Origin of the sequence: Haloferax sp. Atlit-4N (assembly GCF_003383025.1) — an archaeon.
GTDB lineage: Archaea > Halobacteriota > Halobacteria > Halobacteriales > Haloferacaceae > Haloferax > Haloferax gibbonsii.
The window spans coordinates 831,237-847,961 of the sequence record NZ_PSYY01000002.1 but is presented as its reverse complement, the minus strand read 5'-3'; the positions used below and the strand labels follow the sequence as shown (position 1 = coordinate 847,961).

The following is a 16,725-nucleotide window of genomic DNA, read 5'->3' as shown; positions in this document are numbered from 1 at the left end:
ACCGAAATAAGAACGATAATCGGACAAACACGAACTATCGTTGAGATTCCTTCTATTCTGTGATTGAGAACACTAGTCCAAGGGTGCTGAACAGTCTCGACAGGGCCGGCGGAGGCTTGCAGGAGTCGTCGCGAAAGTCGTTACAAAGGTACGTTTGTAATAGCTAGTGGTTCGCGTGGAGTTCGATGACGTTGGCGGCGCTCTGGACGATATCGGGAACCTCGTCGGTGAACCGTTCGTTATTCATGCGGCTGACGGGTTGCGAGACGCTGATTGCACCCAGAACAGTCCCGTCTTTCGCGATGATGGGCGCGCCGACGCACCGGAGTCCCCGGATAAGTTCCTCGTTGTCGACGGCGTAGCCCCGGTCGCGGACCGTCGCCAACTGTGCGTCGAGTTCCGCCCTGTCGGTGATCGTCTGGTCGGTTTCCGCGGGAAGGCCGTGTTCGTCGATGATGTCGTCGACGCGCTCGGGAGAGAGGTGCGCCAGTATCGCCTTTCCGAGTCCGATAGCGTGTAGCGGCCGCCTGAGGCCGGGGTAGATGTCTAAATCGACCGCTCGCTCGCCCTGTTCGGAGGCGAGATACACGCCCTGCCCGTACTCCTCGACCATCAGATTCGCGAGTTCGCCGGTCTGTGACGCCAACCGGTGGACCTCGCGCTTCGCCACCTGATACAGCGGGTGGCGGTGCTGTACGTACCCCCCGAACCCGAGCAGCCGAAGGCTCAGTTCGTAATCGGTCCCGTCGCGGACGACGAACTTCTCGGCTTCGAGCGTGCTGAGGTGGTTGTGGACCGTGCTCTTGTTCATCTCGAGTTCCCGAGCGAGGAACGTCACGCTGCTCGACCCGTGTTCTCGGAGCGCGTCGAGCACCCGAATCGTCTTCCGACTCGTTTCGACCCGGTGGGGCGCGTTCTCTGTCATGACTGCGTGTCGTCGAGGCAACCCTAAATAGTTTGTTCCATCGAGTAGAACAGCTGTTCGATTCAGCGAGACAGCGGGGCGAACCGTCGACGCCGTTCGAACGGCGGAGCCAGACGAGGTGGAACCGAGGTATCTGGTGTCTAAGGGCCGCTGTGCGGTGTTCGGGGCAGTGCCGGCAAAAACTATTTACGCTCACTCCCTGAGCTACGGTGTATGGAGATACAGACAGAGAGCTTCTCCATCGAGAGCCACAGCAGGTTCGAGATTCTGAGCGTCACTCCCGAGGTGGAAGCGACCATCGAGGACCTCGGCGTGACCGACGGACTCGTGTACGTGTCGACGCCGCACACGTCTGCGGCGCTCTCGACTAACGAGTACGAAGAGAAGCTCCTCGACGACATGATTGACAAGTTCAAGGAGATTGCCCCCCCGGACGAGGGCTACTACCACGACCTCGACCACATCACCGCAGGTGAGCAGCCGAACGCTCACGCGCACCTCATCTCCGCGATGATCAAGCGACCGGTCCTTCTCGTCCTCCGCGACGGGGAGCTCGACCTCGGGACCTGGGAAGAGGTCATGTTCTTCGAACTGTGCGGCCCGCGCGAGCGAACGATTACCACGACGATTCTACAATAGCCATGACGGACCAACCACTCGGACGATCGGTGACTGTCGCTATCGACCACGGCCTCCATTGGGGTTCCCTCGAGGGGTTCGAGGACCCCGCGGCGCTCCTCGACACGGTGCTGGACGCCGGCCCCGACGGTATCCTCGCGAGCGTTCCATTCCTGAAGCGCTTCGAGGACCGAATCGCCGCCGCCGACGTCCACACCATCGGCACGCTCGACCTCCTGTACGACTCGACGATGCCGGGCGACATCGAAAACGCCGAAATCCACTCCCAGGTGTTCAGCGTCGAAGACTGCGCCGACGTGGCCGACGCCGCGAAGGTCGCGCTCGTCTTCGGCCGGGAGGACCCCGACGTGCTGAAGGAGAACGCCGAGTTCGTCGCGGCCGCGGCCGAGGACTGCGACGACGCGGGGATTCCGCTCATCGTCGAGCCGACCCTCTGGGGCCAGCGCGCCGACGACGAGTTCGACACCGACTACCTCGTCAACGCCAACCGCCTGGGCTTCGAACTCGGCGCGGACATCCTGAAGACGCCGTACCCACCCACGGGCTTCGAGCGTATCGTACACAACGCGCCGGTGCCGACGTACATCGCCGGCGGACCCACCGTCGAGACGGACCGGGAGGTACTGGAGATGGTCCACGGTGCCGTCAACGCCGGCTCGCAGGGCGTGATGTTCGGCCGCAACGTCTGGCAGCGAGACGACCCCGCCGCCATCATCGACGCGCTCTCGGCCATCGTCCACGAGGGCGCGACCATCGAAGAGGCCGAGACGTTGCTATGACCTCCCGAAACACCTCCCGGACCCACTGATGAACCTTCCGTACCCCCACTTTCAGGTCAACTTCAAGGTGTACCCGGATACGAGCGGCGAGGACGCGCTCGCGTTCGCGCGCATGCTCGAAACGATAGAAGCGGAGACCGACGCGCGCTTCGTGTTGACGCCACAACTGCCGGACATTCGGCTGATAACCGAACACACCGACCTCGCCGTCACCGCGCCCGCGATGGACGCCGTCGAGCCCGGTCGCGGGATGGGGAAAATCCTCCCTGAGACCGTCGCGGACGCAGGGGCGGACGGCGTCGTCATCAACCACGCGGAGAACCGCGACACGCTGTCCGACCTCGTGTGGAAAATCGAGCGCTGCCGCGACCTCGACCTCGACTCGGTCGTCTGCGTCGACAGCATCGAGATGGGCCGAGCGGTCGCCGAGTTCGACCCCGACTCGATGATATACGAGATGCCCGAAGACATCTCGTCGGACCGCGCGATCACGCAGACCCACCCCGACCGCGTCCGCGCCTTCATGTCGATGGTCGAAGCGGAGAACCCGCGCACTCGCGTCCTCGTCGGCGGCGGCATCTCGACCGCCGAGGACGTCCGCCTCGCCTTCGAACAGGGCGGTCACGCGACCGGTGCCGCATCGGCCGTGTCGCTCGCGTCGGATCCGGAGTCGCTCCTCCGCGACATCGCCGCGAGTTTCCCCTGAGACGCCGGCGACGGCGAACGCCCCGCTTGGTTCGGCGACTGCAGCGCGTCAGACCGGCGCAATCTTTTTAGTGGTCATCGATGATGTGCAATACACGTCAATGACAACGAAAAACATCCTCGTAGTGTGTGGCACATCGGTCGCGACGTCGACGGTCGTCAAGGAAGCGCTGAAAGAGAAACTCCCGGAGCGGGGCCTCGACATCGGGACCATCGCCAAGGCGAAGGCGACGGAGGCCCCCGGCAAGGTCTCGTCGGGGAACTTCGACCTTATCGTCACCACGACGCAGCTCAACCAAGACAAGTTCGACATCCCGGTCATCCACACGACGGCGTTCATGACCGGTATCGGCCAAGACGAGGTCCTCGACGACATCGCCGCGGCGCTCGAAGACTGACTGTTCGACGAGTCGGCGACGCGGATTTTTCACGAACGATAGCAATATTTATGTGGGATCACTCTCATCCTGAGACAGGGTTGTGAGTCAATAACATGGCAGTACCAGAAGTACTCTTACAGAGTGGTGTGAGTTCCCTGTTGAATTCTATCAACAGCGTAATCCAATCGTTGGGCGTGAGCGTCCTCCTTCCGATAATCATCTTCCTCATCGCGCTCGCGTTCCGGGTGGACGTGTTGAAGGCGGCGCGCTCGTCCATCCTCATCGGTATCGGCTTCATCGGCATCAATCTCGTCATCGGACTGTTCAGCGAGAACATCAGCCCGCTGGCCCAACAGATGGTCGAGGTGACCGGCATCACGCTGCCGGCGGTCGACGTCGGCTGGCCCGCCGCCGCCGCCATCGCCTTCGGTATCGCGGAACTCGGCGTCTGGATGATTCCGCTGTTCGTGGCGATGAACCTCGTCCTCTTCGCTATCGGCTTTACCTACACGCTCAACGTGGACATCTGGAACTACTGGCACTTCGCCTTCATCGGCGGGCTGGTCTACATGAGCACGAACAACTGGCTGTACTCGGTGGCGGTCGGGCTGACGCTTGGGCTGTTCGTCCTCGTCGCCGCGGACTGGACGCAGCCGGCCGTCGAAGAGACGTTCGACACGCCCGGCATCTCCATCCCGCACGGAACCTCGGCACCGTACGCCGTCGCCGCGATTCCGATTCACTGGGCGGTGGACAAGACACCCCTCGGAAACATCGAAGCGGACCCCGACGCGATTCAAGACCGGTTCGGTATCCTCGGCGAGCCCATCTTCGTCGGCCTCGCTATCGGTCTCGTCATCGGTATCGCCGCCTACAGTAACGCGCTTTTCGTCGCCGAGAGCTGGTACGCCATCCTCACCGCCGGCATCTCGTTCGCCGCGGTGATGCACATCCTGCCGATGATGGTCGGCATCCTCATGGAGGGGCTGACGCCGCTTTCGGAGTCGATTCGGAACTTCATGACCTCGCGGTTCGAAGACCGCGACATGGCGATTGGCCTCGACTCGGCCATCCTCATCGGCCACGAGTCGGTCATCGCGTCCAGCCTGCTCATCGTCCCGATCGCCATCGTGATGTCGATCATCCTCCCCGGAAACGACGTCCTGTGGGGAATCGACCTGGCGACGTTCCCGTTCTTCTTCGCGCTGATGGTTCCCATCATGAACGGCAACATCGTGAAGATGGTCGTCACGGGGACCATCCTGCTGATTCCGCTGCACTACATCTCTTCCGCGGTGGCGCCCCTCCTGACGCAGGCGGCGGGGAGCGCGGGCTTCGACCTCGCTGGCCGCGGGCTCATCACGTCGCCCGTCGCTGACGCGGGGTCGCCCGCGACGGGCGTCCTTGCCCTCATCCCGGCGCCGGTCGCCCTCGCGGTCGGGCTCGTCATCGTCCTCGGTATCTGGGTCGCACTTCGGATGTGGCCCCAGCGGATGTACATGGTCGCCGGCGCGTCAGAAGAGAAAGCGCGGGAGACCGTCGAACGTCGTCACACCGGGAAGGGCGGCGGCCTCTTGCCCAACAAACTCGGCTCGTCAGCCGACGTGACGGCCGCAGAGGGCCGCTCCGACGACTGACCGCGCAGTTCCCCGTTGACGTCCGCGGCCCGACCGCGACGAGCCACCGTGCTTCGCCGAACCGTCGGCGAACCGGTACCAACACTTTTCTCGGAGACCCGCGTACGACTCATCGATGCGAACTGAAAGCCTCGAACTGACTGGCGAGACGGACGAAGCGGTCCTCACGGAACTCGGCGCGTACGCTTACGACCGGGGATGGGCCGACGAGAGCTACGCGGATGCCCTCCTGACGCGGGAAGCCGACTATCCGACGGGGCTCGACATCCCGACGATGGGGTTCGGCATCGCCATCCCCCACGCCGACCCCGACCACGTCTCCGAACAGGCAGTGCTCCTCGGATTGCCGCCCGCGGGCGAGTCGATAGCCTTCCGAAGCATGGACAACCCCGACGAGCGCGTCGACGCCGAGGTCGTCGTGTTGCTCCTCGTGACAGAGACCGAGGGCTACTCGTCGTTCCTCTCGAACCTCGCCAAACTCTTTCAGGCCGAGGAGTTCGCCGAATTGACGAAGCGCCGCGACGCCGACGGCCTGCTCGACCTCGTCGTCGAGCGCTGCGTCGATTTCGACGGCTGAACCGGAGAAGACGACGCCGCGGAGCGGCGCTTCACGGCGAGCGAGCGGCCAGTCTTCTACTCCACTCCACTCCAGTTGTTAGTCTAAGAGCGCTCGAACGTCCTCGTTGGTCTCGGCGCGGAGGGCAGCCTCGGCGAGCGCCGCCGCCGACTCGTCATCGACGGCCCGGACGCCCGCTTTCACCTCGGGAATCGTCACGGCGCTCATGCTCAACTCGTCGAAACCGAGCCCGACGAGCAGTTCCGTGTGCGCGGGGTCGCCGGCCATTTCGCCGCACATGCCGACCCAGGCGTCGCCGTCGTGAGCGGCCTCGACCGTCCGCGCGATGGCGCGGAGCACCGGCGGGTGAAGCGGGTCGTGTAAGGAGGCGACGCGGTCGTCGTCGCGGGCCGCGGCCATCACGTACTGCGTGAGGTCGTTCGTCCCGATACTGAGGAAGTCGAGGCGGTCGGCGAACTCGCGGGCGAGAAACACCGACGCCGGCGTCTCGACCATCGCGCCGAGTTCGGGAACCGCGTAGTCGACGCCCGCCTCGTCCAGTTCCGCGGCGATTGCGCTCACTTCGTCGAGGAGCGCGTCGAGTTCCGTCACCGTCGACACCAGCGGGAACATCACGGCGAGCTGCGCCGGCCCGGCGGCCGCACGCAGAATCGCGCGGACGTGTTCTTCGAACAGTTCGGGTCGCTCGCCCGGCGCGAACCGGACGCCGCGAACGCCGAGAAACGGGTTGTCGCCGGGGTCGGAGTCGACGTACGGAATCGGCTTGTCGCCCCCGATGTCGAGCGTTCGGACGACCACGCGCGACCCGGCGAACGCCTCGCACACCTCGGTGAGCGCCTCGTACTGCTCGTCTTCGTCCGGCGGTGTCTCCCGGTCGAGAAAGAGGAACTCCGTTCGAAAGAGCCCGACGCCGTCCGCACCGCGTTCGGCGGCCGCCACCGCTTCCCGCGGCGTCCCGACGTTCGCGGCGACTTCGACGTGTCGGCCGCCGGCCGTCGTGACGGGGTCGTGTTCCACCGTTGCACCGCCCGATTCCCGCGCCGCGGCGATGGCGTCGGCGTCTGGGTCGACGGTCACGTCGCCCGTGGTGCCGTCGACGACGAGGCGCGTGCCGTCAGCAAGGTCGAGCACATCGGTGCCGACGCCGACCACCGCCGGAATCGCCAGCGACCGTGCCATGATGGCGGCGTGGGAGGTTCGTCCTCCCTCGACCGTGACGAACCCGGCGACGGCGTCGGGGTCTAACTGCGCGGTATCGCTCGGGGTGAGTCGCTCCGCGACGAGCACCGTTCCCTCGGGGAGCGCCGAGAGGTCGACCCGGTCGCGGTCGAGCAGGATGCGAAGCACTCGGTCGCGGACGTCGCGGAGGTCGTCCGCGCGCTCGGCGAACATCCCGTCTGCGGCCTCGAACGTGGCGATTGGGTCTTCGAACGCCTGCGAAACGGCGCGCTCGGCGGTGAGGCCGTCTTCGCTGATCGCGGTTTCGACGCCGTCGGTGATCTGTGGGTCGGCGAGGAACTGCTGGTGCGCGTCGAAGATTTCCGCTTCTTCGGTGCCGACGCGCTCGGCCGTCCGTGACCGTTCGCGAGCGAGCTCGTCCGCCGCCGTCTCCCGTGCCGCCTCGAACCGCCGAAGCTCAGCTTCGGGGCCGGCCGCCGACCGCTCGCTCTCGTCGAGGTCGACCGTCGAATCGTACTGGACGACCGTGCCGACACCGAGAAGCGGTGTCACGCCGACGCCCGAGATTCTACGGTCGCTCATCGGTCCCTCGTAGCTACCGCTGGATACGCTGCGCTTGCGAACATCACACGCGACTAGTCCGCGTCCGCCGGCAAAAACGCTCGCCAAGCGGAAAGGCCTTAGTACCGGCGTGGGAAATGGTGGCACGGATGGCAGCGAAATCAGCGACAGTAGTCGTAGAGCACGAGACCGGTCTCCACGCACGCCCCGCGTCGATGTTCGTCCAGACGGCGTCGAAGTTCGAGACGGATATCTCCGTGCGGAAAACAGGCGGGGAGACGGAAGTAGACGCGAAAAGCAGTATCGCCGTCCTCTCGCTCGGCGTCGGCCCGGACGAAGAGATCGTCATCACCGCCGACGGCAGCGACGGCGAGCAGGCCGTCGAACGGCTCGTCGAACTCGTCCAGAACGACTTCGACCTCGATTCGTAACGACCGCTCGGGCTCGCGGTCGACCGCGACGCTCGACGGCGTGGCGAGCGCGACCCGCGGCCACAAAGCCGCTTGCACCTTCGACGCCGAACCGACGCTCGCGACCGCCGGCCGGGATGATGACGACAGATGAGCATCGCCGTCAAGCCGATATTCTGCCTCGTTCTGACGGTCGCCATCGTGAGCCGCCTGCTGTTCAACTCCGGCGGGGCGCTGGCGATGGTCGACGACGAGTTCGACCGCGGGGGGGAGCGGCCTCGCGGGGTGTCTGTGTCTCTCGTTCGGAGATAGAAACATACAATAATTGAGAGGAATAGAGATTATCTAAAGATATGTCATTTTAGGTCTGTTCGGACAGTACGTATGAATAGACGTATCAGGCCATCTATCGGTGTTTGAGGAGTATTTGTCTTAGACTGCTATTCGAGTATCGATAATCTGGCCTGACCGGCCATATATTGAATTAATCAGCGTACTCGCGTATTTCTGGGCCTAATTGACAGCTAAAACGTATATTTCGAAAATCTATTTCTGATTTATGATAGTTTGTCCTTGCCACGAACGGTCTCCCCACTCCGGAGTGACGTTCGCTACCGAGAACGACGGCGACCGAGTCGCCTCCGGTGCTGGACGGGTTCTGAAGCGCGCGAAAGACGCCGAATCGGAAGCGCCTCGGACTCGGCCGAACGCTAGGACCCGCTCCGAAGCGCAAGTGAGTAGATGATAAACGACAGTCCGACGATTTGGCTTATCGCGGTCCCGAGCGGCAGATAAAACATGTAGATGTCGACGTGGAGCCCAAACGAGGCGGTGGCGAGTGACATGAGCGGTGGAATGACGGTGACGAACGCGAGGCCGACCGCGAGAAACAACATTCGTCGGTTCGCGTTCCGACGGTATCCGTGGTAGGCCTGGAAGACGATAAACAGGCCCATCACGATTGTGACGAAGAACGCGGCGAACAGCGTCACGTAGCGTATCGGCAGCGTAAGAAGGTCAATCTGAAGCGGTTGCATCACAGTTCCTCCCAGATCCGCGTGAAGCGGTCCGCCATCGTTTCGGGCTCCCGTTCTTCGATTGTGAGTTTGAGTTCATCGTTCTCTAATTCCACCGTGAGGCGCTTGAGCCGTGCTTTGTAGACGCTGTAGTGGTGCCCATCGCCTTCGAGTTCGGTCTGCTCTTCGAGAAGTCCGCAGTCGATCAGGCGCTCGGTGCGCCGGTAAATCGTCGGGAGCGACGCGTCGCACGCTTCACTGAGCTCTTTGGCGGACTTCGCTGTCGTGTCTGTCGACGTGAGGATGGTCCGTGCGTATTTGTCGTCGAGGAGGTGGTAGACTTCCTCCGGTGTAGACTCCTCACACACAACGGGGTATCATCGTGAGTGATGTTTATCGGTGCGTCGATTTTCTGGCCCAGAAAACGTGCGTCGCCCTATATACTCTCGGGCCGAGACGGCAGTCGGACATCTGTGACCCGGTCAAACTTTCCGACCCAGAAAATCTGTGTCGGTGTTTAATCACCTATCTGCCGCTTGCTCTCTCGTGAAACGACAGCCAGACACCGATGGCCGCGTTCGAGTATTGACCTATCAACGGATCGGACGGCGACTCGCTCGCCGTCGGAGCGCAATCGGGGTGGAGCGTCGGTGAAGCGGTTCTTCTCCGCTGTGTTCGCGTTGTTGTTGCTCACGTCGTCGGTCGGCGCCGTCGCGAGTACGGCGGGTGCGACCGAAGTCGCCATCCATGCCGACGCGTCCGTTAGCGACCCCGCACCGGGCGAACCGTTCGTCGTCTCCGTCAACCTGAGCAACGTCGGCGACGAGTCTGTCGACGTGACCGACGTGTACCTCCGCGATCCGAGCGGGGCCGAGTACGCGCGGGCCGAAGATCTCGGGTCGCTTACCGCGGGGCGTGAGATGAGCGTTCCCATGAGTGTCACCCTCGACGAGGAGGGGAGAAAACGGCTCACCGTCCAAGCGGCCGTTAGGGGACAAGGCGGTGGATACACCCGTGTGAGCTACCCGGTGTACGTAGATGTCGAGCCACCAGACGAGGCCGCAATCTCGTTCGAACACCTCGACCCCGTCGCGGGCGACGAGCGTTCCGTCGGGGTGACCGTTGCCAACGGTGACACCGACACGATTTCGAACGTCAAACTCACGCTCGGCGGCGACGCCGACGTAGAGGACCCGAAACGCGTGAGCGCCTCGCTCGCGCCCGGTTCGAAGGCCGACTACACGTACAACGTGACATTTCCCGAAGCCGGTGAGCACACGCTCCGCGGCACGGTCCAGTACAAAACCGCGACCGGAGCAACGCGGACAGCGACCGTCGAGAAGGCGGTGACCGCCGAGACCGCTGATATCGACACCGGTCTCACCGCGACGGTGGCCGAGTCGAACGGGTCGTCGGTCATTCAGACGACGCTCACAGAGTACGGGAACGTCGGCCTCACCGACGTTCAGTTCCGGGCGGTCGTCGACGGAACGGTCGTTGAACGCGCCCTCGTCTCGGACGTCGACCCGAAGACGTCGCAGACGTTCGCACTCAGCGGGACCGACATTCCCACGGGTGCGGTAACCATCGTCGCCGCGTACACCGCCGGTGGTGACGCCCACACGACCGAAACGACCATCGACTACAACCCCCGCGAGTTGTCGAACATCGAACTGACCGGTATCGAAGCGACGCGGAGCGGTTCGACCGTCACGCTGAGCGGCGATGCCGCGAACGTCGGGAGCAGTGACGCCGACTCCGTGCTCATGAGCGTCGGTGACGCCGCCGGGGTCAGCCCGGCTGCGCCGAACGGCGAGTACTTCGTCGGCACCGTCGAATCCAGCGAGTTCGCCACGTTCGAACTGACTGCCGAGACGGATTCAAACGGCTCGGTCGACAGCCTCCCCGTCGAAATCCGCTACTCTGCGGGTGGTGAGCAGTTCGTCCGGACGGTCCACGTCGACCTCGCGTCGAGCGAGTCGGCCGCGCGGGGTGGTGCGGCCGCGAGCAGTAGTTCCGGTGGTGGCAGCAGCGGGTTCTCCGTGGCGGCGCTCGGTATCGCACTCGCCGTTGCGGTCGGTGCTGCTGGTGTCTACTGGCGACGACAACAGTCATGAGCGTCATCGAACTCGAGGATGTCATCAAGCGCTATCAGAGCGGTGTGGAAACGGTTGAGGCGCTCAAGGGCGTGGACTTCAGCGCCGACCGCGGCGAGATGGTCACCGTCATCGGCCCTTCGGGTTCGGGCAAGAGTACCATGCTCAACATGATCGGACTGCTCGACACGCCCACCGAGGGCCACGTCCACCTCGACGCCCGCGACGTGACCGACTTCAGCGAGGACGAACTCACCGAAGAGCGCCGAACGGGAATCGGGTTCGTGTTCCAGGACTTCCACCTGCTTCCCATGCTGACGGCGGTCGAGAACGTCGAACTCCCCTCGATGTGGAACACCTCGGTAGACAGGCACGACCGCGCGGTTGAGTTGCTCCGTCGCGTCGGTCTCGGCGACCGCTTAGACCACACGCCCGACCAGTTATCCGGCGGCCAACAACAGCGTGTCGCAGTCGCGCGGTCGCTCATCAACGAACCGGACATCCTCTTGGCCGACGAGCCCACGGGGAACCTCGACCAGGACACCGGTCAGACGATTCTCGAAGAACTGACGCGGCTGAAGGAAGACGAGAACGTCGCCATCGTCGCGGTCACTCACGACGACCAGATGCTCGACTACACCGACACCACCGTCCGCATCGTCGACGGCGTCATCCAAGAGGTGGATCAGCCGTGAGTATCGCCGATTACCTGTGGCGGTATCCGAGCGCGCTCATGGCGTGGCGCAACCTCGGCCGCAACCGAACGCGAACGGTGCTGGCGGCACTCGGCATCGTTATCGGCGTGATTTCCATTGCGTCGCTCGGGATGGCGGGTGCAGCGCTCCAACAGCAGGCCACCTCCGACCTCGGCTCTATCGGCGGTGATGTGACGATCGCCTCGGGAGCGGACAGCGCCACCGACGGCGTCACCCGAGCGCAGGTCGAAACGCTCCGTGACATCGTGAGTGACGCGGAGGTGGTTCCACAGAAGTCGAACTCGACGGCGCTAACCGCGCGAAACGGCGAGGAGGCGCGGATGAGCGTCACGGGGGTGACGAACGCCGCCGCGCTGTACAACCTCACGAACGGCGACGCACCGAATCGGCTGGCTTCGGGGGCGCTCATCAGCAACGGCACCGCCGAGACACTTGACCTCGAACTCGGCGACCCCGTCGAGTACGACGGTCAGATATACCGCATCAGCGGGTTCCTCGAGGAGTCGGGTGGCTTCGGCGGCGGTGGCGGCCAACTTGTGTTGCCGATGTCAGCGCTCTCTGAGCAGGACGGGTACGACACCGTGACCGTCGTCGCCGGCAATAGCGACGCGGCCGCGGCCCTCGCTGACGTGATCGACGCCCAGTTCAACGGGGAAGACGACGAGGAGCTACGCGTGAGCACGTTCGGGAGCTTAGACAGCCTCGAAACGTTCCTGAACACGCTCAACTACGCGCTGCTCGCTATCGGTGCCATCTCGCTCGTCGTGGCGAGCGTCGCCATCCTCAACGTGATGCTGATGAGCACGGTCGAACGCCGCGGCGAAATCGGCGTCCTCCGGGCCGTCGGGATTCGCCGTGGTGAGGTACTCCGGATGATTCTGACCAAGGCCGCCCTCATGGGTGCCGTCGGCGGATTGATCGGAGCGCTCGGGTCGCTCCTCGTCGGACTGGCCATGTTCCAGTTACTCACGGGTAACGCGATGGCCGTGTTCAACTGGAGTAGCTCCCAGTACCTCCTGTTCGGGTTCGCATTCGCCGTCGTGGCGAGCGTCCTGAGCGGTGTCTACCCCGCGTGGAAGGCCGCCAACGACCGCCCGGTCGACGCGCTTCGGAGCTGAGCCGTCGACTCTTTTCGGCCGACATCCGTCGGCGAGTTTCGGACTCGGGCGTCAAACGGGGTGAAAAAACACGTGCTGACGTGCGGGCTGGAGAGAGAGCGACGCGCCTAATGGAGCGCTCTCCACAGCAGACCGAGGAGGATGAACGGTGCGAACGGTATCATGAGCACCGCGATTCCGGCGACGATGAGCGTCCCCATGAGTCCCATCTGGATGTTCGAGTAGTCGGTTCGAACGGGGTTGACTGCGCGAGCCATACGTGGTCGTCGGACGCACAGATATATAAAGTAACTGAATAGTTAATATATAAATGGTCGTGGGAACGGGAGCGGCAGGTGTGGGGAGACACGACGCGGTGGATCCGTTGTGATTTCGGGACGTTTATTTCTATCAATAAGGCAACATTAAATATGAGTCAAATAGACTGGACCGCTCTCCTGATGGTTGGTGGTTCATTTCTCGTCGGTGCTGTTGGCTTCCTCCTGCTTGGCCCGGTCGGATTCTTTATCGGACTCGTCGGCACAATATTCGTCGGATTTCCACTCAAATCTGCCTATGAAAACTACCAGTCTCGAATGGCAGCACTAGAGGAGCGCGTTGCGAAAACGGAATCAACAGTTGAACAGCTCAAGATAGATGACAGTCCAGACGAGGGCGAATGATTGCGAGAATCTGTTAGAACCTATTTCATACTCTAACTCTCGTGAGACTACCGGTCACTCCAATTGCGTGCTGGGATTGGCGATTTGATAGCCTGACTGATGACCGACTCGCCCGCTGTATTCAGCACGGTCTCGACAAATCATCAGCGGCGGTATATCCCAATAGAGCCGACACGGCGGTGGGCCTACGCCCGACTCGGCTCCGGTGCTCGAAGCGCCAACAGTACCCCGGCGATAGCGACGCCTCCGGCGGCGAAGAACGCCGGTGCGTATCCCGCGTAGTCGATAATCGCGCCGGCGGCGATGGGGGCGGCGAACGCGCCGAGGAGACCGACGCTCGTCAGGAGCGAGACGGCCGTGGTCCGCACCGCGGGGGCGACGAGTTCGGCGATGTACGAGAAGATGAGCCCCGTCACGAGTTGGATGGCGAAGCCGACGACGACGACCGCGCCGACGACGAGGCCGAGTTCCGAGACGAACGCGAACGCGACGACCGCCGGCGTGGCGACGGCGAACGACGAGACGATGACCCGGCGACGACGACCGCCGAACACGCGGTCGGTGACCACGCCGCTGGTCGACCGCGCGACCGCGCCGATAGCGGGAAACAGCGCGGTCAGGAGGCCGCTCGCGGCCAGCGAAATCGGGAACTCGCTGGCGAGGAAACTCGGGAGCCACGTGTTGACGAAGAGGTACAGCGAGTAGGCGAGAAAACAGAGCGCGCAGACGGTCCAGACCGCCCGGCTACCGAACAGTTCGCGGAGCGCCGCCCGGTCGGGTGCGGGCGCGTCGACGCCGGGGACGCGGCGGCGGGTCGCGAGCATGAAAACCACGACGCCGACGACGGCAACCGCGGCGTACAGTGGGAGAATCGCGGGCCACCCGGCGACGTTCGCGATGAGCGGGCTCCCAAACTGCCCGAGGGCGAAGCCGACGGGCGCGCTCGCGGTGAACACGCCGACCGCGGTCGCGCGCTGTTCCGTTGGGACCGCGCTGCCGACGACGTTCGCGCCCGCGTTCCAGAACGTGACGTACGCGAGGCCACCGAGCACCCGCGAAACGAGGAGCCAGCCGTACGCGCCGGCGGTGGCCGCGTACCAGCCCCAGCCGCCGGCGACGACGAGGGCGACGGTCGCGAGCGCGACCACGCGGCGCACCGAAAACCGGTCGAGGACGACGCCGACGGGGACGCTCGTGACGACCGCCGTCGCGTACATGATGCTCACGAGCCAGCCCGCCGCGCTCGCGCTCAGCCCGAGAGACTCTTGAATCACCGGCAGCACGCTGGCGGGGGCGATTTCGTAGGCTGCCGCCGCCGTCGAAAGCAGGAAGAAGCCGACGACGATGCCCAGTATCTCGCGTCGCGTGCCCGCCGCGTCCGATGTCGTACTCACGGTTTTCATATCTGCTCGGTGGGGGCTGAAATCGTTTGTCGTTCTTCTGTGCTGAGCAGATGAGCCACACGCTAGCTTTGTGTTTTTGTCCATTACTACTGTTCTTCGAGCATGGTGTTGCCCCGTGGTAATTGACACATTTAGATACAATACTATAGCACTAGTATAATCTATTTTCGCTCGATTATCTGGGACGGCTGTCGATGTGGAAAACTATAGAAAACTAAATAACAGTGGAAATACCTGATATGAATGGTTAGGAGTGTAAAATATATATTTATTTGAGGAAATTTTGAGATATATGATGACGACCACGTTCCAATGGGTTTGACTGATCTATACCTGAAAACTAGCGGCTATCTTGTTATTTACTACCAATATTGATGGGTGAAGATACTATTCTGGAGTGGGAGAGAATTGTCTTATACAAACACGACAACGTCGCGCAGCTATCTCTGAACACGAGACACGAAACGCCAGTACATTTTTGAGTTCTTGGTTGAGAGTATCCACTGATGTTTGCAAATCGAGCTGCCCTTGCAGCTACATCCGAACACAAACTCGTACTCGACTGCCTTGAGGCGGGGATTCGAGCTGCACACCCGCAGTCGGTTATCGAACGGACTGTTTCGGTAGTAGACAACACGTTACACGTCGGTGAGCGCGAGTACGACCTAGACGACTACGATCGCCTGCTCGTGTTGGGCGGTGGTAACGCCGCTGGCCACGTCGCTGCGGCCCTCGAGACGTGCTTGTCCGACCGAATCGACGACGGACTGGTCGTGACAGATGATCCTGTTTCGCTCTCGAGGGTCAGCTGTGTCGAGGGGTCTCACCCGATTCCAGATGCGTCCGCCGTTTCAGGGACCGCCGAGCTGTTGGAGCTAGCGTCGGACGCGACGACAGACGATCTCGTGCTCAGTATCGTGACGGGTGGGGGGAGCGCTCTCCTCCCTGCCCCAGCGGGTACTCTCACTCTTAGTGACGTACAGGCAGTCACCGAGACACTTCTCAGGGCCGGTGCGACGATTGGAGAGATCAATACGGTTCGAAAACATCTTTCAGCAATCAAGGGCGGACGTCTCGCGGTCGCTGCCTCCCCAGCGGATGTCATCGGGCTCGTGTTCAGCGATGTCGTCGGGAACGATTTAGGTGCAGTCGCGAGCGGCCCTGTCTCGCCGGATCCGACGACATATGGCGACGCACAAGCGGTGTTCGACCGCTACAACATCGAACCGCCTGAACCGGTTGTGCGCCACCTCAAAGATGGCTTCCAAGGGGGGCACCCAGAAACGCCTACAGAAGACCACCCGGCTTTCGCTAGTGTGGACGTTCACGTCTTGGCAGATAACGGAACTGCGTTGGAGAGTGCCGCTGAAGTCGCTCACGAACACGGGTACGAGTCGATGATCTTGTCATCACATGTCCGAGGCGAAGCGAGCGAAATCGCGAAAGTACACGTCGGTCTCGCAGAGGAAGCACTCGCCGCGAAACGACCGGTCGAACCACCGGCGGTCGTCCTTTCCGGCGGCGAAGCAACAGTAACCGTCTCGGGCGACGGACATGGCGGTCCAAACCAAGAGTTCGCGTTGAGTGCTGCACTCGAACTCGATGCGGCGGGCGTCGTCGTTGGAGCGGTTGATACGGATGGCATTGACGGCAACACCGACGCCGCTGGGGCACTCGTCGATGCCGAGCTACTTGATGACCAAGAGAGTGCACAAGCTGGGCTCGCACAAAACGACGTCTATCCACACCTCGAGGCCGCTGAGGCACTTCTTCGATCGGGTCCGACCGGGACAAATGTAAACGATCTTCGTGTGATGGTAATCACGTTGACGTGAACTGCCTCGGGGGCTTGACCCCGAGGCACTCGCCTTGTTTTCTCTGTAGACCCGACATTCTGTTTTATTTCTTCGTGGGTCGTGGTC

General features: G+C 62.7%; 19 protein-coding genes. 13 read left to right on the top strand and 6 right to left on the bottom strand.

Annotated features, from left to right (window positions below; translation table 11 throughout):
* Positions 1–163: 163 nt before the first annotated feature.
* Complete coding sequence (locus tag C5C07_RS13425; protein ID WP_004976010.1) at positions 164–925, bottom strand: IclR family transcriptional regulator; 762 nt, start codon at positions 923–925, stop codon at positions 164–166.
* Between the two features lie 213 nt (positions 926–1,138).
* On the opposite strand from C5C07_RS13425, the gene C5C07_RS13420 reads away from it, so the two are divergent.
* From C5C07_RS13420 to C5C07_RS13395, 6 genes are all read left to right on the top strand, one after another.
* Complete coding sequence (locus C5C07_RS13420) at positions 1,139–1,564, top strand: secondary thiamine-phosphate synthase enzyme YjbQ (protein ID WP_004967184.1); 426 nt, start codon at positions 1,139–1,141, stop codon at positions 1,562–1,564.
* A 2-nt stretch (positions 1,565–1,566) separates the two neighbouring features.
* Positions 1,567–2,343, top strand: coding sequence for a class I fructose-bisphosphate aldolase (locus C5C07_RS13415; protein WP_115805269.1), 777 nt, complete (start codon positions 1,567–1,569; stop codon positions 2,341–2,343).
* A 28-nt stretch (positions 2,344–2,371) separates the two neighbouring features.
* A complete protein-coding gene (locus C5C07_RS13410) occupies positions 2,372–3,049 on the top strand; it encodes a triose-phosphate isomerase (RefSeq protein WP_004976006.1) in 678 nt (225 codons plus the stop codon).
* Between the two features lie 100 nt (positions 3,050–3,149).
* A complete protein-coding gene (locus tag C5C07_RS13405) occupies positions 3,150–3,446 on the top strand; it encodes a PTS sugar transporter subunit IIB (RefSeq protein ID WP_004976001.1) in 297 nt (98 codons plus the stop codon).
* Between the two features lie 176 nt (positions 3,447–3,622).
* Positions 3,623–5,065 carry a PTS galactitol transporter subunit IIC gene (locus C5C07_RS13400; RefSeq protein ID WP_049905142.1) on the top strand — a complete coding sequence of 481 codons (1,443 nt, stop codon included), beginning with the start codon at positions 3,623–3,625 and terminating at the stop codon, positions 5,063–5,065.
* A gap of 115 nt (positions 5,066–5,180) precedes the next feature.
* Positions 5,181–5,642 (top strand): PTS sugar transporter subunit IIA, encoded by a 462-nt coding sequence (locus C5C07_RS13395; RefSeq protein WP_004975995.1) that lies wholly within the window; start codon positions 5,181–5,183, stop codon positions 5,640–5,642.
* A gap of 78 nt (positions 5,643–5,720) precedes the next feature.
* Here the strand turns inward: C5C07_RS13395 and ptsP are convergent, their stop codons facing one another.
* Positions 5,721–7,403, bottom strand: coding sequence for a phosphoenolpyruvate--protein phosphotransferase (gene ptsP / locus C5C07_RS13390; RefSeq protein ID WP_115805268.1), 1,683 nt, complete (start codon positions 7,401–7,403; stop codon positions 5,721–5,723).
* Between the two features lie 128 nt (positions 7,404–7,531).
* On the opposite strand from ptsP, the gene C5C07_RS13385 reads away from it, so the two are divergent.
* Both C5C07_RS13385 and C5C07_RS21735 read left to right on the top strand, forming a co-directional pair.
* On the top strand, positions 7,532–7,813 hold the full coding sequence (locus tag C5C07_RS13385) for an HPr family phosphocarrier protein (protein ID WP_115805267.1): 282 nt from the start codon (positions 7,532–7,534) through the stop codon (positions 7,811–7,813).
* Between the two features lie 129 nt (positions 7,814–7,942).
* On the top strand, positions 7,943–8,104 hold the full coding sequence (locus C5C07_RS21735) for a hypothetical protein (protein WP_199522737.1): 162 nt from the start codon (positions 7,943–7,945) through the stop codon (positions 8,102–8,104).
* Between the two features lie 398 nt (positions 8,105–8,502).
* On the opposite strand, the gene C5C07_RS13380 is transcribed toward C5C07_RS21735, so the two are convergent.
* Complete coding sequence (locus C5C07_RS13380; RefSeq protein ID WP_004975981.1) at positions 8,503–8,829, bottom strand: hypothetical protein; 327 nt, start codon at positions 8,827–8,829, stop codon at positions 8,503–8,505.
* Entirely contained in the window at positions 8,829–9,176 is a 348-nt protein-coding gene (locus tag C5C07_RS13375; protein ID WP_004975978.1) for a helix-turn-helix transcriptional regulator, read from the bottom strand. The genes C5C07_RS13380 and C5C07_RS13375 overlap by 1 nt, the downstream gene beginning before the upstream one ends.
* A gap of 282 nt (positions 9,177–9,458) precedes the next feature.
* On the opposite strand from C5C07_RS13375, the gene C5C07_RS13370 reads away from it, so the two are divergent.
* From C5C07_RS13370 to C5C07_RS13360, 3 genes are read left to right on the top strand one after another with little or no spacing between them, the layout of a single operon-like run.
* Positions 9,459–10,925 carry a hypothetical protein gene (locus C5C07_RS13370; RefSeq protein WP_115805266.1) on the top strand — a complete coding sequence of 489 codons (1,467 nt, stop codon included), beginning with the start codon at positions 9,459–9,461 and terminating at the stop codon, positions 10,923–10,925.
* Positions 10,922–11,599 carry an ABC transporter ATP-binding protein gene (locus C5C07_RS13365; RefSeq protein WP_004975976.1) on the top strand — a complete coding sequence of 226 codons (678 nt, stop codon included), beginning with the start codon at positions 10,922–10,924 and terminating at the stop codon, positions 11,597–11,599. Before C5C07_RS13370 ends, C5C07_RS13365 begins: the two co-directional genes overlap by 4 nt.
* Positions 11,596–12,738: an ABC transporter permease gene (locus C5C07_RS13360; protein ID WP_115805265.1), complete on the top strand. Its 1,143-nt coding sequence runs from the start codon at positions 11,596–11,598 to the stop codon at positions 12,736–12,738. The genes C5C07_RS13365 and C5C07_RS13360 overlap by 4 nt, the downstream gene beginning before the upstream one ends.
* 107 nt (positions 12,739–12,845) lie before the next feature.
* Here C5C07_RS13360 and C5C07_RS21730 read toward each other — a convergent pair whose 3' ends face one another.
* Positions 12,846–12,995, bottom strand: a complete 150-nt coding sequence (locus tag C5C07_RS21730) for a hypothetical protein (protein ID WP_199522736.1) — start codon at positions 12,993–12,995, stop codon at positions 12,846–12,848.
* A 153-nt stretch (positions 12,996–13,148) separates the two neighbouring features.
* Between C5C07_RS21730 and C5C07_RS13355 the strand changes: the two genes are divergently transcribed.
* Positions 13,149–13,400: a DUF456 domain-containing protein gene (locus C5C07_RS13355; RefSeq protein WP_050459383.1), complete on the top strand. Its 252-nt coding sequence runs from the start codon at positions 13,149–13,151 to the stop codon at positions 13,398–13,400.
* Between the two features lie 185 nt (positions 13,401–13,585).
* Here C5C07_RS13355 and C5C07_RS13350 read toward each other — a convergent pair whose 3' ends face one another.
* Positions 13,586–14,794: a nitrate/nitrite transporter gene (locus C5C07_RS13350; protein ID WP_115805472.1), complete on the bottom strand. Its 1,209-nt coding sequence runs from the start codon at positions 14,792–14,794 to the stop codon at positions 13,586–13,588.
* A 515-nt stretch (positions 14,795–15,309) separates the two neighbouring features.
* Between C5C07_RS13350 and C5C07_RS13345 the strand changes: the two genes are divergently transcribed.
* On the top strand, positions 15,310–16,638 hold the full coding sequence (locus C5C07_RS13345; RefSeq protein ID WP_115805264.1) for a glycerate kinase: 1,329 nt from the start codon (positions 15,310–15,312) through the stop codon (positions 16,636–16,638).
* The last annotated feature ends 87 nt before the right edge of the window (positions 16,639–16,725 follow it).